The organism is Vogesella perlucida, assembly GCF_979366545.1.
In genome coordinates, this window is sequence record NZ_CEETRO010000002.1 from 77,351 (window position 1) to 97,773 (window position 20,423).

Sequence of the window (20,423 nt, forward strand, 5' to 3'; positions counted from 1 at the left end):
ACATGAAACGATTGCCGGTACTGGTTGTAGAAGATGACGCAGACCTGCGCGAGGCGCTGGTGGATACGCTGGAGCTATCCGGCTTTAGCGTGGTAGAGGCCAGCGATGGTGAAGCCGCACTGGCGGTATTGCGCCGCGAGCCGGTGGGCCTGGTAGTGTCCGACGCCCAGATGCAGCCCATGGATGGCTATACCCTGTTTACCCACGTGAAAGACCGCTACCCGGGGTTGCCCTTTGTGCTGATGACAGCCTATGGCGTGATCGAGCGTGCCATCGAGCTACTGCGTGCCGGTGCCAGCCATTACCTGCTGAAGCCCTTCGAGCCGCAACGTCTTATCGACGAGGTTGAGCGCTTCTTGCTGGATGCACCCGAGGTGGCGGCCGAATCCATGGTGGCCGAATCGCCCGCCATGAAACAGATCGTGTCGGTAGCCAGCCGGGTGGCACCCAGCGACGCCAGTGTGCTGATTACCGGCCCGAGTGGTGCGGGTAAAGAGGTGTTGGCCCGCTTCATGCACCAGCACTCGCGCCGCAAGGATGGCCCGTTTGTGGCGGTAAACTGCGCGGCCATACCGGACAACCTGCTGGAGTCCACGCTGTTCGGCCACGAAAAGGGTGCCTTTACCGGTGCGGCCACCGCGCTGCCAGGTAAATTCGAACAGGCGCAGGGCGGTACCATCCTGCTGGACGAAGTCACCGAAATGCCCTTGCCCCTGCAGGCCAAGTTGTTGCGTGTGCTGCAGGAACGCGAGGTGGAGCGCGTGGGCGGGCTGAAAACCATCAAGCTGAATATCCGTGTGCTGGCCACCAGTAACCGTGATATCCAGGCCGAGGTGGCCGCCGGGCGATTCCGCGAAGACCTGTATTTCCGCCTGAACGTGTTCCCGCTGAATTTGCCAGGGTTGGCCGCACGCCCGGAAGATATCCTGCCTTTGGCACGAAAATTGCTGCGTAAACACGGTGATGCAATGGATAAGCCGCGATTGGCGCTAGGCAGCGATGCCGAGCGAGAATTGACGGCCTATAGTTGGGAAGGTAACATCCGCGAGCTGGACAATGTAATGCAAAGGGCGGCAATTCTTGCCGCAGGTGCGGAAGTTTCTGCCGCTGACCTGATGCTGAATATTGGCTCGTTTGCCAAAACTGTTACCCCGCCAGAAGCAGTGCAAGAGGCGCCGCAGGAAACCGATATGCGTTCGGTGGAAAAACGGCATATTCTGGATGCGCTGGCAGCGACGGGCGGTGCAAAGAAGCTGGCAGCCGAAAGGCTGGGCATCAGCGAACGCACCTTACGGTACAAGCTGCAGCGCTACCGCGAAGAAGATGGAGAATCTGTCTAGGCAGATTCGTTCACGGGTAGAGGTCAACATGTCTACGCAAGGCATCAATCAGCTGCTGGGAGAGCTTCGAGCCATGTCTGCGCTTGCCGCAGGCAAGCAGGCACCCGCCGCCGAAGAAACACCGGAAGTTGATTTCTCCAATGTGCTGAAATCGACGCTGGAGCAGGTCAACCAGGTGCAGCAAACATCGCAAGAGCTGCAAAAGCGCTTCGAGCTGGGTGAAGAGGGGGTCGACATCCAGGACGTGATGGTGACAATGCAGAAAGCCAGTCTGAGCTTCCAGACCATGGTGCAGGCCAGGAACAAGCTGGTTTCGGCTTATCAGGAAATCATGAATACGCAAGTGTAGCGCTGCGCTGCCCCGGTTTGGCTTGCAGCGGAAGATCAATAACGAAACAACCACTGTATGGCTGATCTGGTAGACAACGCTGCGCCTGCCTGGAAAGTGCGCCTGAATGAAGTGCTAGAGCGCTTCAAGGCCCTTCCCAACAATAAAAAAATTCTCTTCTTCACCGCTGTCGCAGCGGTGTTGTCTATTGCTATTGCCCTTTTCGCTTTCAATCGCGAACCCGCTTACAAAGTTCTGTTTACCGGCTTGGCCGACCGTGACGGTGGCCAGATCACCGCATCGCTTCAGCAAATGAATGTGCCCTACCAGATCAGTGATGGCGGGGTGATTTCGGTGCCTAGCGATAAGGTCTACGATGTCCGGCTGAAGCTCGCCAGTCAGGGCCTGCCCAAGGCTGGCGGTGTCGGCTTCGAGCTGATGGACAAGCAGAAATTCGGCATCAGCCAGTTTGCCGAACAGGTGAACTACCAGCGCTCCATCGAGGGCGAGCTGGCCCGCACGATTGAATCGGTCGGCGTGGTGGAAACCGCGCGCGTTCACCTGGCCATGCCCAAGCAAAGCGTATTTGTGCGCGAGCAGCAGCTGCCTACTGCCTCGGTTATGCTGAGCATGCGTGGCGGGCGCATTCTGGATGCAGGTCAGATTGCCGGTATTTTGCACCTGGTGTCCAGCTCGGTACCTAACCTGCCGGTGCGCAATGTGTCGATTGTGGACCAGGACGGCAACCTGTTGTCCAGCCTGCCAGACCTGAACAACGCGTCTGGCCTGGACCGCCGCCAACTGGACTACGTGCGCCAGATCGAAGCTGACTACGCCAAGCGGGTAGAGGCTATTCTGGAGCCCATCTTTGGCAAGGGCAATGCCCGTGCCCAGGTGACCGCTGCGGTAGATTTTGCCGAGGTGGAGCAAACCTCGGAAACCTACCGCCCCAACTCTACGCCCAACCCGTCGGCGACCCGCAGCCAGCAGATTGTCGAATCGCTGGGCAAAGATGCCAGCTTGCCCTCGGGTGTGCCGGGTGCGCTGACCAACCAGCCGCCGTCTGCTGCGTCTGCACCGCTGACGCTACCGCCTGGCGCGGCACCGGGTACCGCTACGCTGTCCGGCTTGCCCATGGGTACGGCTTCAGGGACGACGCATCGCGAGATCACCACCAATTACGAAGTCGACAAGACTATCCAGCACACCAAGATGCCCAAAGGCAATATCAAGCGCCTGACAGCTGCGGTAGTGGTGAATTACAAGATGGTGCCGGATGCCAATGGCGAAGCCAAACCGACGCCGCTGACCGATAAAGAGTCAGCCCAAATCCAGAGCTTGGTGCAAGAGGCCATCGGCTACAATAAAGATCGTGGTGATTCGGTAAACGTGGTGAATGCCAGCTTTGCTGATGCCGTACCGGTTAGCACGGCAAAAGACCGCCTGCTGGATTACCTCAGTGCCAATGCGGGTGAGCTGATCAAATACGGGCTGCTCGCGCTTGCCGTGCTGTATCTGTTGTTTGGTGTGGTGCGCCCGATCATGCGCGACGTGGCCAAACCGCCAGCAGCCGATACGCCGGAAACTGCGGAAGAAGCTGCTGCGGCAGCCGGCGGGCGCTTGCTGGCGGTGGCGGGTGAAGACGGCGAAGAGGGTAGCGAGTCTGGTGGCGAAGGCGGTTCCGCGGGTGGCGGTGACAGTGGCGATCCGAAAGAACAAGCTCGCCGTCAGTACGAAGCCCATCTGCAGGCTGCACGTGATCTGGTGAAAGCTGATCCGCGCATGGCCGCGCAGATCATTAAAGAATGGATAACGTCAGATGAGTGATGCCGGTATTCGTCGCAGCTCGGTGCTGCTGTTTAGCTTGGGTCAGGCCGAGGCCATTGAGGTATTCAAGTATCTAGGGCCCAAAGAAGTGCAAAAGCTCAGCCTGGCCATGGCGGGCCTGAGTAACCTGAGCCACGAAGAAGTCGAAAAAGTGGTGGGGCAGTTCCGCGAAGAATGTGCGGCGCGCGCCAACTTCGGTGCCACCGACGAATACCTGCGCAATGTACTGGTAGAGGCGTTGGGCCCGGACAAAGCGGCCAACCTGCTGGACAAGATTTTGCAGGGCAACGACCACAGCGGTATCGAAAGCCTGAAGTGGATGGACCCGTCGTCTGCGGCAGATCTGATTCGCAACGAGCACCCGCAGATTATTGCTACCATCATGGTGCACCTGGATCCCGACCTGTCCAGCGCCATTCTGGCCTATTTCCCCGAGCGTATGCGTAACGAAGTACTGATCCGTACCGCTACGCTGGAAGGTGTACAGCCACAAGCCCTGCGCGAGCTGAACGACGTACTGACCCAGCTGCTGTCCGGCTCCGACCGCGTGAAGAAGAGCGCGGCGGGCGGCGTGGGCATGACCGCCGAGATCCTGAACTTCCTGGGTTCCAATGTGGAAGCGTCCGCGCTGTCTTACATTCGCGAGTACGACCCGGAACTGGCGCAGCGCATTCAGGACAAGATGTTTGTGTTCGACAACATTCTGGAAATCGACGACCGCTCTATCCAGACCATCCTGCGCGAAGTGCAGTCCGACTCGCTGGTGGTGGCACTGAAAGGTACCAGCCAGGAGCTCAAGGACAAGATCTTCCGCAATATGTCGTCGCGTGCGGCCGAGATGCTGCGTGACGATCTGGAATCCAAAGGCCCGGTCAAGCTGTCCGAAGTGGAAGCCGAGCAGAAAGAGATTCTCAAAATTGTGCGCAAGCTGGCAGACGAAGGCCAGATCGTGATCGCAAGCAAAGGTGGAGACGAAGGCCTTGTCGAGTAACAACATTATCCCGGCGGAAGCGCTGGGTCAGTGGCAGTCCTGGCGCTTTGGCGAGATAGGGGCGCAGCCCGCCCCGCAGCCCGAAGCCAGCATTGCCGCGACTGAAGCCCCCGCAGAGGGGGTTTCTGCTTTGCAGCAGGAGGCAGTGGAGGCAGCACCGCCCGAGCCCGCAGAGCCGCAGGAAGAGGTGCCGCCGCCACCGGCTTACCCCACTGCGGCCGAACTGGAAGCTATTCATCAGGAAGCCTGGCAGGCCGGTTTTGAAGCAGGCAAAGAAGAAGGGCTGCAGCAGGGCCAGGCCGAGGGGGCCCAGCAAGCGCTGGCCGATGCCGCCCAGCAGTTCGAGACATACTGGGCGCCACTGGCCGAATTACAGCAGGCTATGGAAGCCCAGCTACAGCAGCTGGGCGCGGCTTTGTCCGCCGAGGTGTTGCAGCTGGCGGTCGGTTTTGCCGAGCAGATCGTCGCCAGCAAAATCGCGCTGGACAAGGCCGCCGTGCTGCCAGTGCTGCAGGCTGCGCTGGATGAGCTGGGGCAGGGCCTGCTGCAGGCACGCGTGCGCGCCCACCCGGAAGACATGGCGGTGATACAGGCTTTTGCGCAGGAGCGTTTTGCCGGGGTGAGCTGGCAGTGGGTGGCGGATGATGCCGTGGTGCGCGGCGGCTGCGTGGTCGATACCGGCAGCGTCAAGCTGGACCTGACATTGCCGCCAAGGTTGGCCGCATTGCGCCAGGCGCTGGGGTTGCCTGCGCATGATTGACCTGCTGCAAAGCCAGCGCAGCTACCTGGCCGCCTGCCAGCAAACTGTCGCCAATACCCCGGTCTGGTTGCCCGAGGGGCAGCTTACCCGTGTAACCGGCCTGGTGATGGAGGCGGTTGGCTTGCGTTTGCCGGTAGGCAGTGCCTGTGAAGTGCACCTTGCCCAAGGCCACAAGGTAGAAGCCGAGGTGGTCGGTTTTGCCGGCGACAAACTGTTTCTGATGCCGGTGGCCAATATCCAGGGGCTATTGCCAGGCACGCCGGTGCGGCCCGCCCGCAGCATTCAGCCGCCTGCCTATGGGCAGCAGCAGATTGCTGCTGAAGTGAATGGCCCACTGGGCCGCCAGGTGCCTGTGGGGCTGAGTCTGCTGGGCCGTGTGCTGGACTCGCTGGGTCGCCCGCTGGATGGCAAGGGCCAGATTTTTCCTGAGGCTTACTTTCCCTTGTACAGCCAGCCCTTGAACCCCTTGCAGCGTACCCCGGTGCGACACGTGCTGGATGTGGGCGTGAAGGCCATCAATGGCCTGCTCACGGTTGGCCGCGGCCAACGTTTGGGCCTGTTTGCCGGCTCGGGCGTGGGTAAGTCGGTGCTGCTGGGCATGATGGCACGCTACACCCGTGCCGACGTGGTGGTGGTGGGGCTGATTGGCGAGCGGGGCCGCGAGGTGAAAGACTTCATCGAGCACATTCTGGGCGAGGAAGGCCTGGCACGCTCGGTAGTGGTGGCCGCCCCCGCCGACATGCCGCCGCTGATGCGCCTGCATGGCGCCGCCTATGCCACGGCGCTGGCCGAGTACTACCGCGCTCAGGGTCTGGACGTGCTGCTGCTAATGGATTCGGTTACCCGCTACGCCATGGCGCAGCGCGAAATTGCCCTGGCCATTGGCGAGCCACCGGTGAGCAAAGGCTACCCGCCATCGGTATTTGCCAAGCTGCCACAGCTGATCGAGCGTGCAGGCAATGGCGAGGCGGGTGGTGGCTCCATTACCGCTTTTTACACTGTGCTGTCCGAAGGCGACGATCAGCAAGACCCCATCGCCGACTCCGCGCGGGCCATCCTGGATGGCCACTTTGTGCTATCGCGCGAGCTGGCCGAATCTGGCCACTATCCGGCCATCGATATTGAGCAGTCCATCTCGCGGGTTATGGTAGATGTGGTGCCGCGCGAGCACATGGATAGCGCCCGCCGCTTCAAGCAGCTGTTTTCTCGCTACCAGCGCAGCCGCGACCTGATTAGCGTCGGTGCCTATGTACCCGGCTCCGACCCGATGCTGGACGAAGCCATCCGCCTGCATACCCGACTGACCGGGTTTCTGACCCAGGCACAGCATGAAAACGTGGATGCCGGCATGACCACGCTGCTGCTGAACGATGTGCTGGCAGACTAGGGCTAGGCCATGAGCAAATTTGCCCTGCTGGTCCGCCTGGCCACCGACCGCATGGACGCGGCGGCAGAGCGCATGCGCAAGGCACAGCAGGCGCACACCCAGGCTGAAAACACGCTGGCGCAAATCAAAGGCTATATCGATGACTATCAGCAGCGCATGTTGTCGCTAGGCCAGTCGGGTACCAGTGTGGCGCAGTGGGCAGACTATCGCCTGTTTTTGCAAAAGCTCGACGATGCACGCGAGCAGCAAACGCGGGAGGTAGACCGCAGCCTGCAGCGCTTTCTGATGGAAAAACAAGCCTGGCTGCAGCAGCGCAAACAGCTGAAATCCTATGAAGTACTACAAGAGCGGGAAAAGGCCCGCCTGGCGCTGCGCCAGCGCCGGCAAGAGCAAAAAGCGCTGGACGAGTTTGCCGCACGGCCCAAGCCCGAATAGCGGCATATCCCAAGCCGGCAAAGCGTTCTACTGACCGCATTTCTATTGGCATGTTTCCTGCTTTAACCGCCTCATTCCGTACATGGGGTGCCGGCCATGAGCTTCTCCTTGAAACCTGTATCACACAGTGCCACTGCGGCCGTTGCCAGCCAGAGCGCAGCCATGCCTGCTGCGACTGCGGGCGATGGTTTGTTTGCCAGCCTGTTTGCCGGCCAGCTTGGCGAGGGGGGGCAAGGCCAGCAGGCCGACCTGACCAGCTTGCTCGGTTTACCGGCAGCCAAGCCTGCCGTGCTGCTGCCAGAGGCCGCGGCGACATCTGCGCAGCAACCGTTGGCCGCACAGCCTGCTGCCAGCGATGCGGCCATGATGATGCAGATGTCCGGTTTGCTGCAGCCGCCTGCAGCACTGCCCCCGCCCGTACAAGAAAAGCAGGCCCTGCCAGCCCTGGGGGATAGCGCACAGCAGCAACAGCAAGATCAACACGGCCAGCCAGACCCGGCATTGCTCGCCGCCCATGCTGGCATGGCGGCATTACCAATCGCGGCACAGCAAGCCGCGCCAACCACTGCCGCGGTGAACCAGCTCGCACCAGCGGCTGCCGTGGCACAGCAGGCCGCACCTGGCCCCACCCAGCCGCCCTCAGATGCGGTAGTCACGAGGCGTGAAGCGGGTGGCGTGCTAGCTGCTGCAGCGTCGGATGTGAGCAAGTTGCTAGCAGACAAGAGCAGTGCGGCCAGTGTGTTGCCGCCAGCGCAAACGGTGGCCGCGCTGCCCCAGCAAACTGGCCAGCAAAGCGGCTTTACCGCGCGTGATGAGGCTCCGATGCAGGTAGTGACCATGTCGGCACAGGGCAAGGCCGATATTCTGCCCGCGGACGTACGCCTGATGTTCCGCAAGGAAATGCAGCAGGCCGTGCTAGCAGAGCAGGCAGCCTCTGCGGCGAATGAGGCGGCAGACAAGGTGGCCGGTCAGCGGCAAATCTTGCCGCCCGCGTTGACAACGGCTGCACCAGCCGGCGCAGCAGCACAAGAATGGCGGATTGACCCGCCAATGGCACGCACGGCGGAATGGCAGTCGGCTTTTGGCGAAAAAGTGGGCAGCATGGTGGCGTTGAAGCTGGATAGTGCTTCTATCCGGGTGTCGCCGGAAAACCTGGGCCCGCTGGATATCTCCATTCGTTTTGATAGCCAGGATCAGGCCGCCATTTCGGTGGTGGCGGCCAACCCGGAGGCCAAGGCCATTGTGGAAAGCAGCCTGCCGCAGCTGGCGCGCATGCTGGAGAACAGCGGTATTCAGCTGGGTCATACCCAGGTATCTACCCAGCATCAGCAGCAAGCACAGCAGCAGGCGCAAGAACAAGCGCAAGAACAAGCGCAGCAACAGGCCGGTAGGCAAGGGCGACAGCCTGGCCACGCAGCAGGCCAGGATATCGAGCTGGTGGAGCCAGAGCTGGCGCTGTCTGCCGTATCCACACGCCAAAACGGCCTGAGTATTCACGCCTGATGCTTTAATCTGTGGAAACGCTGTTCAATTGGCCTGGAAATGGAGAAAATACGTTTTAACAATTTCCTCATGACGAGTTAAACCCAAATGGCTGAAAAAGAGAAAAAAGAAGACCCGAAAGCAGCAGCTGCAGGGGCGCCGGCACCGGCTGGTGGCAATAAAAAGCTGATGATTATCGTGATTGTTCTTTTGGTTCTGGTCCTGGCGGCCGTTGGCGGTTTGGGTGCCTACCTGTTCCTGGGCCAGAAGCACGCAGCCGAGGCGGCTGCCGGTGGTGCACACGGTGCGGCCGCCGCAGAGCACGAAGAAGCGCCGAAGAAGAAAGAGAAAAAAGAAGGCCCGCCGATTTTCGAGAAAGTAGAGCCCTTCGTGGTGAACTTGTCCGGCGGCCCAACAGCCCCGATGCTGCAGCTTGAAATGCAAGCCGAGCTGATGGACGAAGCTGCCAAAACCAACTTCAAAGCCTACATGCCCAAGATCCGCAGCGCCGTGATTTTGCTGCTGTCTTCCAAAACCGAAGAAGACGTTGCCTCGGCGGAGGGCAAGGTGAAGCTGCGTGCCCAGATCAAGCGCATCATGAATGAATCCATGGACGCTGCCGAAGAAGAGCCGGTAGACAGTGTCCTGTTCACTTCCTTCATCATCCAGCAGCAGTAATCCCGTATGGCTGATGAAATCCTGTCCCAGGAAGAGGTCGACGCGCTATTACGTGGCGTCACCGGGGAAGAGGACGACGAAAGTGGTGGCGCGGACAGTGGTGCGGTACGGTCGTACGATATTGGCCGGCAAGAGCGCATTGTCCGTGGCCGCATGCCGACGCTCGAGATTATCAACGAGCGTTTTGCGCGTAACCTGCGTATCGGTTTTTTCAACTTTATCCGCCGCAATGCCGAGATATCGGTGGGGCCGGTGCGGGTACAGAAATACAGCGAATTCATCCGCAACCTGGTCGTACCCACCAACCTGAACCTGGTACATATCAAGCCGCTACGCGGTACCGGCTTGCTGATTTTCGACCCGGATCTGGTGTTTCTGGTGGTGGATAACCTGTTTGGTAGCGATGGCCGCTTCCACGTGCGGGTAGAGGGGCGGGATTTCACCCCTACCGAGCAGCGCATCATCCAGAAAATGCTGGAAGTGGTGTTTACCGAGTACCAGAAAGCCTGGGAGCCGGTATATCCCATCGAGTTCTCTTACCTGCGCTCCGAGATGAACACCCAGTTTGCCAACATTGCCACCCCTACCGAGGTGGTGGTGGCGGTGACTTTCCATATCGAGCTGGGTGCCGGCGGCGGCGATTTTCACGTTTGCCTGCCATACTCGATGGTGGAGCCACTGCGCGACATCCTGGCCAGTACCATGCAGGCTGACCGTACCGAGGTGGATAACCGCTGGGTCAACCTGATGCAACGCCAGGTGCAGGCTGCCGAGGTGGAGCTGGTGGCCACCTTGGCTACCGCCAAGATCAGCCTGGGCCAGATCCTGAACCTGAAAGAGGGCGATGTGGTCATGGTGGACATACCGGAAAAAATCGTCGCAGATGTATCGGGCATCCCCGTGCTGGAGTGTAGCTATGGCACGGTGACCGGTAACTACGCACTGAAAGTAGATGCAATTCTGGCCGGCGCGCACGACCTGGCCGACCTGCCCAATGGAGAGAACGAAGATGGCTGATGAGCAAGCCTTTGACCCGGATTCTGTTGCGGGTGCGGTAGACGATAGTAGCGATGCAGGAGTGATGGACGACTGGGCGGCCGCCATGGCCGAGCAGGAGGTGGCCGAAAGTGCCGCCGCGGCCGAGGTCAAGACCGCCAGCTCGCTGTTCCAGGATTTCTCCGGTACCAGCAGTGCGCAATCGGTGCCGCAAAACCTGGACATGATTCTGGATATCCCGGTGCAGCTCACGGTAGAGCTGGGCCGTACCAAGATCGCTATCCGCAACCTGCTGCAGCTGGCACAGGGTTCGGTAGTAGAGCTCGATGGCCTGGCCGGCGAGCCTATGGACGTGCTGGTAAACGGCTGCCTGATTGCCCAGGGCGAGGTGGTGGTGGTAAACGACCGCTTCGGTATCCGCCTGACCGATATCATTACCCCTGCCGAACGTATCCGCCGCTTGCAAAAATGAAACTGAACTATACGCTATGCGTTCTGCTAGCCAGCCCGGCCTGGGCGGCCCCTCCGGTAGAGGGGCCTTCGCCTTTCTGGAGCCTGGTACAAATGGTGTTTGGCCTGCTGCTGGTACTGGGGCTGATTTTTGCCGCGGCCTGGCTGTTTCGCCGCTTTACCATGGGTAGCATGCTGGGTCGATTCCAGCCCGCCCGTGTTGTTAGCGGCGTGATGGTGGGCCCGCACGAGCGCGTGGTGATTGTCGAGCTGGGGGGGGAGTGGCTAGTGCTGGGGGTCACGTCCCGCAGTGTCAACCTGCTCAAAACCATGGATAAACCGCCGCAGGCCGATGCGGCCAACGTTGCCGCTGCCACGCCGCCATTTGCGCAGTGGTTGGCCGCAGCCATTGAAAAAAGCCGTAAGCGCCAAGGGGGCGAGGGCGAATGAAACGAAAGTTATGGCTGGTGATGCTGCTGTCACTGGTATTGCCGGTAAGCGTGTGGGCCGCGGGCCTGCCCATGATGAATAGCACCCCGGCGCCGGGGGGCGGGCAGAATTATTCGCTTAGCCTGCAGATGCTGCTGTTCATGACCGGCCTGGGTTTCATCCCGGCCATGACGCTGATGATGACCGCCTTTACCCGTATCGTGATTGTGCTGTCGCTGCTGCGCCAGGCGCTGGGTACCATGCAGTCGCCACCCAACCAGGTGCTGATCGGCCTGGCACTGTTTCTGACGGTATTCGTGATGACGCCTACGCTGGACCAGGTTTATAACAAAGCTTGGGTGCCGCTGTCGGAAGACCGTATCACCTTTCAGCAGGCAGCCGACGAAGCGGCCATCCCGATGAAGGCTTTCATGCTGTCGCAGACACGCGAGAAAGACTTGCAGTTTTTCATCGAGATTTCGCAGTCGCCGGCCCCGGCCAGCAAGGCCGACGTGTCACTGAAAACGCTGGTGCCAGCCTTTGTGGTGAGCGAGCTGAAAACCGCCTTCCAGATCGGCTTCATGATCTTTATCCCGTTTCTGATCATTGACCTGGTGGTGGCCAGCATCCTGATGGCCATGGGCATGATGATGGTGTCGCCGGTGATCATTTCCCTGCCATTCAAGATGATGCTATTCGTGCTGGTCGATGGCTGGGCATTGGTAATGGGCTCGCTGGTGCAGAGCTTTGCCGCCAAGTAGGAGCTGACATGACCCCTGAAACCGTCATTAACCTGGTGCAAAACGCGCTGTTTGTGCTAATTCTGGTATCGGCGCCGCCGCTGGCCGTGTCGCTGCTGGTGGGTTTGCTGGTCAGCATCTTGCAGGCGGCGACCCAGATCAACGAAATGACGCTGACCTTCATCCCCAAGCTGCTGGCCATGTTTCTGGTGCTGGTGCTGGCCGGCCCCTGGATGATGACCACCTTGCTGGACTACATGACACGCCTGTTCCAGAGCATTCCCAGCGTTATCGGCTAAACCATGATCAGTTTCAGCGATGCCCAGATCAATGCGCTACTGGCGTATTTCCTGTGGCCGTTTGCCCGCATTGTGGGCCTGATGCTGGCCGACCCGCTGCTGTCGTCCAAAAGCATACCGCGCCGCTACAAGGCGGGTTTTGCCATGTTCCTGACCATTCTGCTGGCCCCGGTACTGCCGCCCATGCCCGAAGTGTCGGTGGTGTCCGCCCAGGGCACGCTGATCGTGATCCAGCAGCTGCTGATCGGCATCGTCATCGGCACGGTGATGCGCATCGTGCTGACCGGGGTGGAAATGGCCGGTTTTCTGATGGGTAGCCAGATGGGCCTGGGCTTTGCCATGTTTTTCGACCCGCAACACTCCGCCCAGGTGCCCGCGGTATCGCGCGTACTGAGCGTATTTGCCACCCTGATCTTCCTGACCTTTGACGGCCACCAGGTATTGATTGCCACCCTGACCGAAAGCTTCCGCCTGATGCCGGTGGGGGCGCCGTTTCCGGCGGCATCGCTGTACAGCCTGGCCGTATGGGGGGGCAAACTGTTTGAGTGGGGGCTGTGGCTGTCCTTGCCGGTGGTCGGCACGTTATTGGTGGTGAACCTGGCGATCGGGGTGATGACCCGCGCGGCGCCACAGTTCAACGTGTTCTCTTTCGGCTTTCCCGTCACGCTGTTCATTGGCTTTGTGGCGTTGTACCTGTCGCTGCCGCTGATGGAGCCCGCCTTGTCGCAGCTTTACCGCGAGTCTTTCGACTTTATTGCAGCGTTGCTGAAGGCGCGCTAGCTTTTTGCTAGAATCCCGCACTGAAAATTTTTGCGGCTTGCCGGTGGCAGGCTGCCAACACACTGAAACCGAGGCTTTTATGGCTGGCCACAGTAAATGGGCGAATATCAAGCACAAAAAGGAACGCGCTGACGCCAAGCGCGGCAAAATTTTTACCCGTCTGATCAAGGAAATCACCGTTGCTGCCAAAATGGGCGGCGCCGACATTGATTCCAACCCGCGCCTGCGTCTGGCGGTGGATAAGGCCTGGGATGCCAACATGCCCAAGGACAACATCCAGCGCGCCATCGACCGTGGTGCCGGCACGCTGGAAGGTGTGGACTACCTGGAATGCCGTTACGAAGGTTATGGCATTGGCGGCGCAGCCGTCATGGTGGACTGCCTGACCGACAACAAAACCCGTACTGTGGCCGACGTGCGCCATGCCTTCTCCAAATACGGTGGCAATATGGGCACCGACGGCTGCGTGGCGTTCCAGTTTACCCACTGCGGCTACCTGGTATTTGCCCCGGGTACCGACGAAGACGCGCTGATGGAAAAAGCACTCGAAGCCGGTGCCGACGACGTGGTTAGCAACGACGACGGTTCGCTGGAGGTGATTACCCCACCGTACGAGTTCACCCGCATCAAGGGCGAGCTGGAAGCCGCCGGCTTCAAGTCGGAAATGGGCGAAGTGACCATGCGTCCGCAAAATGAAAGCGTGCTGTCTGGCGACGACGCCGTGCGCATGCAAAAGCTGCTGGACGCGCTGGAAGACCTGGACGACGTGCAAGAGGTGTACACCTCGGCCGTACTGGACGACTAAGCTTGGCCACCAAGCTGACCCAAGCCTGCCTAGCAGGCTTTTTCTTTTGTGTGCTCTCGCCCGTGCAGGCCGAGGCGCTGCGCATGTACTGCAGCGACCACACGGTGCCCAAGCACTATGCAGAGTACGGTCAGCCGCGTGGCTACGGCGTGGAGCTGGGGCTGGCTATCTTGAAACAGGCCGGTATCGAGGCCGAGGCGCGCTGCCTGCCATGGGCGCGTGCCATCCAGGAGGTCGCTGCGGGGAAGGGCATCATGGCCCCGGTGTTTTCCCGTACGCCGGAACGCGAAGCGCAGATGCTGTTTTCCAGTGTGGTGATGGACGACCCGGTGGTGTTGGTACAGGCGGCTTCACGACCCTTTGCTTTTCATCATCCTACCGACCTGGCCGGGCGGCGGGTGGGGACCACCCGGGCATCGCGTTTCAGCGAGGCCTTCAATGCGGCCATGCCATCCATGCTGATCAATGAGGACGGTGGCCCGGCGCAGCGGCTGCTGATGCTGGTAGCGGGCAGGCTGGACGCCGCGGTGATTGCCGGTGGTGCCCATGCCGTCCGCTACAACGCCCGCCAGGCGCGCATTCCCATCGAGCAGCTGCGTATTGTCAGCCTGCCGATCATGCAAGACCCGAACCATTTTGCCATTGCGCGCCAGCACCCGCAGGCGCGGGCGCTGATGACTCGTATCAACCAGACAGTGTGGCGCATGAAGCAGGACCGCAGCCTGAACCGTTTGCTGGCCGAGGCCCAGGCGCGGTATTAGGCGTAGAACGAACCATGCCAAAGGTTGGCCGCAGGGGTGATGCGGCCAACCTTCATCAGAACACCGATTCGCCGCTACGGGTGGTAAAGCGGTCCAGCGCCTCTAACCCGGCCAGCGAGTTGCCACGTGCATCCAGCCCCGGGCTCCACACGGCAATGCTCATCTTGCCCGGCAGAATGGCCAGAATGCCGCCACCCACGCCGCTCTTGCACGGCAGGCCCACACGGTAGGCAAACTCGCCGGCTGCATCGTAGGTACCGCAGGTCAGCATGATGGCGTTTACCTGCTTGGCCTGGCTACGGCTCAGACGTTGCTGGCCGCTGACCGGTGACGCGCCGTGGTTGGCCAGAAACAGGCCGGCGCGGGCCAGCTCGCGTACCGACATGCGCAGGCTGCAGGCACGGAAGTAGTGCGCCAGCACCTGGTCTACCGGGTTGCGGATATTGCCGCAGCTTTTCATGAAGTGCGCCAGCGCGGCATTGCGGTGGCCGTGCTCGGCCTCGGAGGAGGCTATCACGTAGTCAAAGTCCAGCGCCTGCTCGCCGCTCTCCTCGCGCAGGAAGGTGCGCAGTGCCGCGCTGCTGTCGCCCTGCTGGCTGATGGCGATATCGGTGACCACCAGCGCGCCGGCATTAATGAAGGGGTTGCGCGGAATGCCTTGTTCGTATTCGAGCTGCACCAGCGAGTTAAACGGGTTGCCAGAGGGCTCTTTGCCTACCCGTTGCCAGATCGGTTCGCCGTGCTGTGCCAGCGTATGCGCCAGCATGAAAGCCTTGGAAATGCTCTGAATGGAAAAGCGTTTGTCTGCCAGGCCGGTGTGGAAGTGTTGCCCGTCCAGCGTGGAAACCGCCATGGCGAACTGCTCGGCGCTTTCACCGGCCAGCGCCGGAATGTAGTCTGCCGGCTTGCCGAGCGGCAGGTAGGGGGTCACATCGCGGGCGATGTCGTCTATCAGTTGCTGAATGTCCATTTTTATCACAGGTGTTGTGGTAGAGAAGGTGGCGCGGGTGGTCTTTGCCACCCTGCTGCCGGTACCTGCCACCAGGGTTGGCCGCAGGCTGCCGCGGGCGCTGCCCGCGTGCATTCAGGGTGGGGTGGTGCCCCATTCCGCCAGGAAGGTGGCACGGAATTGCATCACCCACGCCAGGCGCTGTTCGCCCAGCGCACGGCCGGCGTCGGTTTGCATGGTGGCGGGCAGGGTGGCTAGCTTCACGGTAATGTGGTCCAGCGCGTACAGGCGGTCGTCCAGCGGGCGCTGTTCTGCCTGCGGGTCGGCCGGGTGCGCCAGCTGGCTGTCCATCTTGCCGGCGGTGTAAAACAGTCTTGCCAGGCCTACCGCGCCCAGCGCATCCAGCCGGTCCGCGTCTTGCACGATTTGTGCTTCCAGTGTTTGCGGGGCAATGGCGGCAGAAAAGCTGTGTGCTTCGATAGCGTGGCCCACAGCGGCCAACTTGTCGGCGGGGAAGCCTGCCCCCGCCAGCTCGCGGCAGGCCAGCGCAGCAGCCTGGCGTGAGGCCAGGTGGCGCTCCGGGTGGTTCTTGGGCAGGTTCACCAGGTCGTGCAGGTAGCAGGCTGCCATCACCACCAAGGCATCGGCTTGCGGGTAGTGGGCCAGCAACAGGGTGGCGCTTTGCCATACACGCTGCAGGTGGGCCTGGTCGTGGGCGCCGTCGTTGCCGGCGTGGCGGGCTGCCAGCTGGCGGCAGTGGGTTTGCCAGTGTGTCAGATCGTGCGTCATGGAGCGGCTTTCTGGTAAAGGCCGCCCATTTAAAGAGCCTGGCATCAGGCTGTCAATGCGCACGTGGCCAAAAAAACAAAAGCGCCCTGCAGGGCGCTTTTGTCGGCATGAAGCGGGTTATTTTTTGCCTTTGATGCTTTCTTCCAGCTCCTGGAAGGTAGGGCGCTCGGTGGAGTACAGCACCTTGCGGCCAAACTCGACGGCAGTCTGCGGGGCGTAACCCTGCATGCTGGCCAGCAGCACGGTCTTGATGCACTGGAACTCCTTGGAGCTTTCATCCAGCTTTTGCTCCAGCAAGGTACCCAGCGGCGCCACGATACCGTAGGCCAGCAAAATACCCAGGAAGGTCCCCACCAGTGCCGAGCCGATCATGCCGCCCAGTACAGCCGGGGGCTGGCCCACCGAACCCATGGTGTTCACCACACCCAGCACCGCCGCCACGATACCGAAGGCCGGCAGGGCATCGCCCAGGCGGGTAATGGCCGCTGCAGGCGCATGGCCTTCGTGGTGGTGGGTTTCGATCTCGATGTCCATCAGGTTTTCGATTTCCATCGCGTTCAGGTTGCCGGACACCATGATGCGCAGGTAGTCGGTGATGAAGTCCATCACGTGGTGGTCGTGGGAAATGGCTTCGTACTTGGAGAACACGGCACTGCTATGCGGGTCTTCGATGTCTTTTTCTACCGACATCAGGCCTTCTTTACGGATCTTGACCAGAATCTCGAACAGCATGCCCAGCAAGTCCATATAGCGGGCCTTGGTGTAAGGCGAGCCTTTGAACAGCGTAGGCAGGGCGCCTTTTACCGCTTTGAGCGTTTTGCCCTGGTTGGACACCACAAAGGCACCAATGGCACCGCCCAGAATGGCCATCAATTCGGTAGGCAGCGCATGGACAATCACCATGATGTCGCCGCCGTGAATGATGTAGGCGCCAAAAATGCAAATCAGCGCAATTGCGTAACCGATACCAACGTTCATGAGCCTGCGTTCCCCTAAGTGTGCAAGGCGTGGATGTGAGTGAATTTAAGGACAGATGCAGCCGGATTGCCAGCCGCAGTGCAACATGTCAGTAGTCTACTTTCCCGCGCATGGCCTTGATGCTACCGCGATTGCATTTGCCTGCCAACCGGCGCTGCTGGCTGCCCCAGGTCGGTTTGGTGGCCTTGCGTGCCTTTATCGTGATGTTGGCCGCATCGATCATGGCCTGCAGACGCTGCAGTGCATCATGGCGGTTTTGCTCCTGCGTGCGGTACTGCTGCGCCTTGATGATCACCACGCCGTCTTTATTGATGCGCTGGTCGCTACTGGCCAATAGCTTTTCTTTCAGGCTGTCGGGCAGGCGCGAGGCGCGGATATCAAATCGCAGGTGGATAGCAGACGAGACCTTGTTCACATTTTGCCCGCCAGCGCCTTGGGCGCGTATGGCGGTAAAAGTCACGTCATCCGGGTGGAGCTGGGCCAAGTCATTCTTCCTGCGGCAAAAGTCTGGCGGCAGTGTAGTGCCTGCCGTGACCGGCGGCTAGCGCTACATGCGCTGCTGCCGCCGCTCGGCAAAGGGCAGCTGCCGGTCGCAGCTGCGTTCGCGCTTTTTCAGGTACATGGCATTGTCGGCTTGCTCGATCAGGGCCTCCAGCTTGCTTTGGGCATCGATAGCGCAGTAGCCAATGCTGGCGCTGACCGACACTAGCACGCCAGATGGCAGCGCAATGGGGCGGCTTAGCTCGTAATCCAGTGCATCGATCGTGCGGCGGATAGCCTGGCTGCTATCCCGGCACAGCGCCACAATGAATTCATCGCCCCCAAAACGGCAGCAGACATCCTGCTGTTGCAGTGTGGTCAGCAGGCGCTCTGCCGTGATCTGCAGGACGACATCGCCTGCCTTGTGGCCGTACTGGTCATTAATGGGTTTAAAGCGGTCCAGGTCGATCTCCAGCAAGGCTTTTTCCCCTTGCCCGCTGGCCTCTTCCAGTAGCTGGCTGATGTGGCGTATGCCTGCACGCCGGTTGTATAGGCCGGTAAGCAGGTCGCGGTCGGCCATGTGCTGCATTTCGCGGTGGCTGCTGGCGAGCTGGCGCATGGCTTGCTCGGCGCGTTGTCGGGCTTTTTTCAGCAAGCGCAGATTGTCGTAGTGGCGCCGGGCTTGTTTGCACACGATTCGCCCCACCGCCAGGCTTAGCAGCATGCTGATGGTGACGTTTTCGATGACGGTGGCGACGGCAAAGCTGGGCAAATCGAATAGCAACAATGACGCGATTGCAATGAGCCAGTTGCTGATAGAGGCCAGGCATAGCAGGCTGAAGCGCGAGGTGGTGGCGATCAGTACCAGGTCTATCACGGCAAAACCCTGGGTCATGGCCAGGTAGCTCACGCCAATCCGGTTCAGCTCATAGCCAAACCACACCACGGTAATGGGGTAGACCATGCCGCAGCCCACATGAAATGCATTGCCCCACTGCCGCGCATGGCGGCCATGCATCATGATGAGCGCACCCAATGCCCAGGCTATACCGATAACACGCGGGATCAGAATGCTCTGCCAGTGGGCGTAGTTCTGCACGTATTCCAGACAAAACATCAGCGTGAAAATGCTACCCACCAGTAACGCAGCCGTGCGCCTGGCTACCAGGGCTTGCTGATCACGGCGGGTATGAAAACGCGTCATGCGGTAGGGCTTGTCCTGCATGCTCATGCTAGCGTGCGAAGATTTTCCCAGGGTTCAGCAGCTGCGCCGGGTCCAGTGCCTGCTTGATGGCACGCATCATGGTCAGGCCGTGCGTACCGGCCTCGGCAGCCAGATAAGGCTGTTTGCCGATACCGATGCCGTGTTCGCCGGTGCAGGTACCTTCCATGTCTTGTGCCCGTTGTATCAGGCGGTGATTCACGCCTTTGGCTTGTGCCATGGCGGCCTCGTCGCCGGGTTGTACCAGCAGCATCAGGTGGAAGTTGCCATCGCCCACGTGGCCGAACAACGGTGCTTGCATGCCTTGTGCGTGCAGGTCGGCATAGGTGGCCTCGATGCACTCGGTTAGCCGCGAAATCGGCACGCAGACATCGGTGGCCACGCAGCGGCTCCCAGGCTGCAGCTGCAAACCGGCAAAGTAGGCGTTATGGCGGGCTTGCCACAGGCGGTTGCGCTCTTCGTCGCGCGTGGCCCAGGCAAAGCCGCCGCCGCCGTTGGCTGCCGCCAGCTCGCCTACCATGGCGGCCTGTTCGGCCACGCTGGCGGTTGTGCCGTGGAATTCCAGAAACAGGGTAGGGCGTTCGGGGTAGTCGGTACGGCTGTGGCGGTTCACTGCTTGCATGGTCAGTGCGTCCAGCATTTCGGCGCGGGCCAGCGGTATGCCGCACTGGATGCTCTGGATAACGGTGTCTACCGCACCGGCTACGCTGTCGAAGTTCACCACGGCAGCCGACATCGCTTCCGGCATGCCGTACAGGCGTACGGTGACTTCGGTAATGATGGCCAGCGTGCCTTCCGACCCTACCAGCAGGCGGGTCAGGTCGTAGCCGGCGGAGGATTTGCGCGCACGGGTGCCGGTGTGCACCACCTCGCCACTGGCCAGGACAGCGGTCAGTGCCAGCACGTTCTCGCGCATGGTCCCGTAGCGTACGGCATTGGTGCCGCTGGCACGGGTGGCGGTCATGCCACCCAGCGTGGCATCGGCACCGGGGTCGATGGGAAAGAACAGCCCGCTGTGGCGCAGCTCACGGTTCAGCTGCATGCGGGTTACCCCGGCCTCTACCGTGGCGGTCAGGTCGGCTTCGTGTACTGCCACGATGCGCTGCATCTGCGATAGGTCAATGCTGATGCCGCCATGGATGGCCAGGGTATGGCCCTCTACCGAGCTGCCGGCACCATAGGGGATCATCGGCACGCCGTACTGGCTGCACAGGCAGGCAATCGCGCTGACCTCGGCGGTGCTGTGTGGCCACACTACCGCGTCCGGGAGGGCGTCCGGGTGGCAGGATTCATCGTGCCCGTGGTGGGCACGTATTGCATCACTGGTGGAGATGCGCTCGCCCAGCAAGGCGCTGAGTGCTGCAAGCAAGGGGTCGAGGGAAGAAGGGCTTGTCATGGGTTTCTCGCATAGAGCCAAGGTTAAATTATCACCCATAATGAATAATTTAACAGTATTTATATATAACGCAGACTGGATAGCGCGAGTTTCTGTTGTGAAACATGCCCGCCAGGCGAAA

Annotated in this window: 23 protein-coding genes; 17 read left to right on the top strand and 6 right to left on the bottom strand. The window is 60.7% G+C overall.

The window, feature by feature from the left end; all coding sequences use genetic code 11:
- Positions 1-2 precede the first annotated feature (2 nt).
- The 17 genes from ACZ9XP_RS02950 (at position 3) to ACZ9XP_RS03030 (ending at position 14,488) form a co-directional block, all read left to right on the top strand.
- Entirely contained in the window at positions 3-1,340 is a 1,338-nt protein-coding gene (locus ACZ9XP_RS02950; RefSeq protein ID WP_147685626.1) for a sigma-54-dependent transcriptional regulator, read from the top strand.
- A gap of 73 nt (positions 1,341-1,413) precedes the next feature.
- Positions 1,414-1,689: a flagellar hook-basal body complex protein FliE gene (gene fliE / locus ACZ9XP_RS02955; protein WP_240803429.1), complete on the top strand. Its 276-nt coding sequence runs from the start codon at positions 1,414-1,416 to the stop codon at positions 1,687-1,689.
- Between the two features lie 57 nt (positions 1,690-1,746).
- Positions 1,747-3,495, top strand: coding sequence for a flagellar basal-body MS-ring/collar protein FliF (fliF, locus tag ACZ9XP_RS02960; protein WP_147685630.1), 1,749 nt, complete (start codon positions 1,747-1,749; stop codon positions 3,493-3,495).
- Positions 3,488-4,486 (top strand): flagellar motor switch protein FliG, encoded by a 999-nt coding sequence (gene fliG, locus ACZ9XP_RS02965; RefSeq protein WP_147685632.1) that lies wholly within the window; start codon positions 3,488-3,490, stop codon positions 4,484-4,486. The genes fliF and fliG overlap by 8 nt, the downstream gene beginning before the upstream one ends.
- Entirely contained in the window at positions 4,476-5,246 is a 771-nt protein-coding gene (locus tag ACZ9XP_RS02970) for a FliH/SctL family protein (protein WP_147685634.1), read from the top strand. Before fliG ends, ACZ9XP_RS02970 begins: the two co-directional genes overlap by 11 nt.
- Positions 5,239-6,633, top strand: coding sequence for a flagellar protein export ATPase FliI (fliI, locus tag ACZ9XP_RS02975; protein WP_147685636.1), 1,395 nt, complete (start codon positions 5,239-5,241; stop codon positions 6,631-6,633). The genes ACZ9XP_RS02970 and fliI overlap by 8 nt, the downstream gene beginning before the upstream one ends.
- A gap of 9 nt (positions 6,634-6,642) precedes the next feature.
- Positions 6,643-7,068 carry a flagellar export protein FliJ gene (gene fliJ, locus ACZ9XP_RS02980; protein ID WP_147685638.1) on the top strand — a complete coding sequence of 142 codons (426 nt, stop codon included), beginning with the start codon at positions 6,643-6,645 and terminating at the stop codon, positions 7,066-7,068.
- Positions 7,069-7,230: 162 nt separating this feature from the next.
- Positions 7,231-8,571: a flagellar hook-length control protein FliK gene (locus ACZ9XP_RS02985; protein WP_465187959.1), complete on the top strand. Its 1,341-nt coding sequence runs from the start codon at positions 7,231-7,233 to the stop codon at positions 8,569-8,571.
- A gap of 87 nt (positions 8,572-8,658) precedes the next feature.
- A complete protein-coding gene (locus ACZ9XP_RS02990; RefSeq protein WP_147685643.1) occupies positions 8,659-9,228 on the top strand; it encodes a flagellar basal body-associated FliL family protein in 570 nt (189 codons plus the stop codon).
- 6 nt (positions 9,229-9,234) lie between these two features.
- Positions 9,235-10,245 (top strand): flagellar motor switch protein FliM, encoded by a 1,011-nt coding sequence (gene fliM / locus ACZ9XP_RS02995; RefSeq protein WP_147685645.1) that lies wholly within the window; start codon positions 9,235-9,237, stop codon positions 10,243-10,245.
- The gene (fliN, locus tag ACZ9XP_RS03000; protein ID WP_240803430.1) at positions 10,238-10,696 is read left to right on the top strand and encodes a flagellar motor switch protein FliN; all 459 of its coding nucleotides are present in this window, start codon (positions 10,238-10,240) and stop codon (positions 10,694-10,696) included. Before fliM ends, fliN begins: the two co-directional genes overlap by 8 nt.
- Complete coding sequence (fliO, locus tag ACZ9XP_RS03005; protein WP_240803431.1) at positions 10,693-11,124, top strand: flagellar biosynthetic protein FliO; 432 nt, start codon at positions 10,693-10,695, stop codon at positions 11,122-11,124. Before fliN ends, fliO begins: the two co-directional genes overlap by 4 nt.
- A complete protein-coding gene (gene fliP / locus ACZ9XP_RS03010; protein ID WP_465187960.1) occupies positions 11,121-11,864 on the top strand; it encodes a flagellar type III secretion system pore protein FliP in 744 nt (247 codons plus the stop codon). Before fliO ends, fliP begins: the two co-directional genes overlap by 4 nt.
- Positions 11,865-11,872: 8 nt before the next feature.
- A complete protein-coding gene (gene fliQ, locus ACZ9XP_RS03015) occupies positions 11,873-12,142 on the top strand; it encodes a flagellar biosynthesis protein FliQ (protein ID WP_017508832.1) in 270 nt (89 codons plus the stop codon).
- Between the two features lie 3 nt (positions 12,143-12,145).
- Positions 12,146-12,922: a flagellar biosynthetic protein FliR gene (fliR, locus tag ACZ9XP_RS03020; RefSeq protein WP_147685650.1), complete on the top strand. Its 777-nt coding sequence runs from the start codon at positions 12,146-12,148 to the stop codon at positions 12,920-12,922.
- A gap of 79 nt (positions 12,923-13,001) precedes the next feature.
- A complete protein-coding gene (locus ACZ9XP_RS03025; protein ID WP_147685652.1) occupies positions 13,002-13,727 on the top strand; it encodes a YebC/PmpR family DNA-binding transcriptional regulator in 726 nt (241 codons plus the stop codon).
- A gap of 83 nt (positions 13,728-13,810) precedes the next feature.
- A complete protein-coding gene (locus ACZ9XP_RS03030; RefSeq protein WP_465187961.1) occupies positions 13,811-14,488 on the top strand; it encodes a substrate-binding periplasmic protein in 678 nt (225 codons plus the stop codon).
- Between the two features lie 55 nt (positions 14,489-14,543).
- On the opposite strand, the gene ACZ9XP_RS03035 is transcribed toward ACZ9XP_RS03030, so the two are convergent.
- The 6 genes from ACZ9XP_RS03035 to ACZ9XP_RS03060 form a co-directional block, all read right to left on the bottom strand.
- A complete protein-coding gene (locus ACZ9XP_RS03035) occupies positions 14,544-15,458 on the bottom strand; it encodes a glutaminase (protein WP_147685657.1) in 915 nt (304 codons plus the stop codon).
- A gap of 114 nt (positions 15,459-15,572) precedes the next feature.
- Positions 15,573-16,226, bottom strand: coding sequence for an HD domain-containing protein (locus ACZ9XP_RS03040; protein WP_147685660.1), 654 nt, complete (start codon positions 16,224-16,226; stop codon positions 15,573-15,575).
- Between the two features lie 117 nt (positions 16,227-16,343).
- On the bottom strand, positions 16,344-17,204 hold the full coding sequence (gene motA / locus ACZ9XP_RS03045) for a flagellar motor stator protein MotA (RefSeq protein ID WP_147685662.1): 861 nt from the start codon (positions 17,202-17,204) through the stop codon (positions 16,344-16,346).
- An 88-nt stretch (positions 17,205-17,292) separates the two neighbouring features.
- Positions 17,293-17,688 carry an alternative ribosome rescue aminoacyl-tRNA hydrolase ArfB gene (arfB, locus tag ACZ9XP_RS03050; protein ID WP_147685664.1) on the bottom strand — a complete coding sequence of 132 codons (396 nt, stop codon included), beginning with the start codon at positions 17,686-17,688 and terminating at the stop codon, positions 17,293-17,295.
- Between the two features lie 63 nt (positions 17,689-17,751).
- Complete coding sequence (locus tag ACZ9XP_RS03055; protein ID WP_147685666.1) at positions 17,752-18,915, bottom strand: GGDEF domain-containing protein; 1,164 nt, start codon at positions 18,913-18,915, stop codon at positions 17,752-17,754.
- A 1-nt stretch (position 18,916) separates the two neighbouring features.
- Positions 18,917-20,302, bottom strand: a complete 1,386-nt coding sequence (locus tag ACZ9XP_RS03060) for an FAD-linked oxidase C-terminal domain-containing protein (RefSeq protein ID WP_147685668.1) — start codon at positions 20,300-20,302, stop codon at positions 18,917-18,919.
- Positions 20,303-20,423 lie beyond the last annotated feature (121 nt).

Coding starts and splice junctions, on each gene's coding strand:
- fliG (WP_147685632.1), top strand. CDS start 3,488: ATGAGTGATGCCGGTATTCGTCGCAGCTCGGTGCTGCTGTTTAGCTTG.
- fliR (WP_147685650.1), top strand. CDS start 12,146: ATGATCAGTTTCAGCGATGCCCAGATCAATGCGCTACTGGCGTATTTC.
- fliI (WP_147685636.1), top strand. CDS start 5,239: ATGATTGACCTGCTGCAAAGCCAGCGCAGCTACCTGGCCGCCTGCCAG.
- ACZ9XP_RS02985 (WP_465187959.1), top strand. CDS start 7,231: ATGCCTGCTGCGACTGCGGGCGATGGTTTGTTTGCCAGCCTGTTTGCC.
- fliF (WP_147685630.1), top strand. CDS start 1,747: ATGGCTGATCTGGTAGACAACGCTGCGCCTGCCTGGAAAGTGCGCCTG.
- fliN (WP_240803430.1), top strand. CDS start 10,238: ATGGCTGATGAGCAAGCCTTTGACCCGGATTCTGTTGCGGGTGCGGTA.
- ACZ9XP_RS03035 (WP_147685657.1), bottom strand. CDS start 15,458: ATGGACATTCAGCAACTGATAGACGACATCGCCCGCGATGTGACCCCC.
- fliE (WP_240803429.1), top strand. CDS start 1,414: ATGTCTGCGCTTGCCGCAGGCAAGCAGGCACCCGCCGCCGAAGAAACA.
- ACZ9XP_RS02990 (WP_147685643.1), top strand. CDS start 8,659: ATGGCTGAAAAAGAGAAAAAAGAAGACCCGAAAGCAGCAGCTGCAGGG.
- fliQ (WP_017508832.1), top strand. CDS start 11,873: ATGACCCCTGAAACCGTCATTAACCTGGTGCAAAACGCGCTGTTTGTG.
- fliM (WP_147685645.1), top strand. CDS start 9,235: ATGGCTGATGAAATCCTGTCCCAGGAAGAGGTCGACGCGCTATTACGT.
- ACZ9XP_RS03030 (WP_465187961.1), top strand. CDS start 13,811: ATGTACTGCAGCGACCACACGGTGCCCAAGCACTATGCAGAGTACGGT.
- motA (WP_147685662.1), bottom strand. CDS start 17,204: ATGAACGTTGGTATCGGTTACGCAATTGCGCTGATTTGCATTTTTGGC.
- ACZ9XP_RS03040 (WP_147685660.1), bottom strand. CDS start 16,226: ATGACGCACGATCTGACACACTGGCAAACCCACTGCCGCCAGCTGGCA.
- ACZ9XP_RS02950 (WP_147685626.1), top strand. CDS start 3: ATGAAACGATTGCCGGTACTGGTTGTAGAAGATGACGCAGACCTGCGC.
- fliP (WP_465187960.1), top strand. CDS start 11,121: ATGAAACGAAAGTTATGGCTGGTGATGCTGCTGTCACTGGTATTGCCG.
- ACZ9XP_RS03060 (WP_147685668.1), bottom strand. CDS start 20,302: ATGACAAGCCCTTCTTCCCTCGACCCCTTGCTTGCAGCACTCAGCGCC.
- ACZ9XP_RS03025 (WP_147685652.1), top strand. CDS start 13,002: ATGGCTGGCCACAGTAAATGGGCGAATATCAAGCACAAAAAGGAACGC.
- ACZ9XP_RS03055 (WP_147685666.1), bottom strand. CDS start 18,915: ATGAGCATGCAGGACAAGCCCTACCGCATGACGCGTTTTCATACCCGC.
- fliO (WP_240803431.1), top strand. CDS start 10,693: ATGAAACTGAACTATACGCTATGCGTTCTGCTAGCCAGCCCGGCCTGG.
- fliJ (WP_147685638.1), top strand. CDS start 6,643: ATGAGCAAATTTGCCCTGCTGGTCCGCCTGGCCACCGACCGCATGGAC.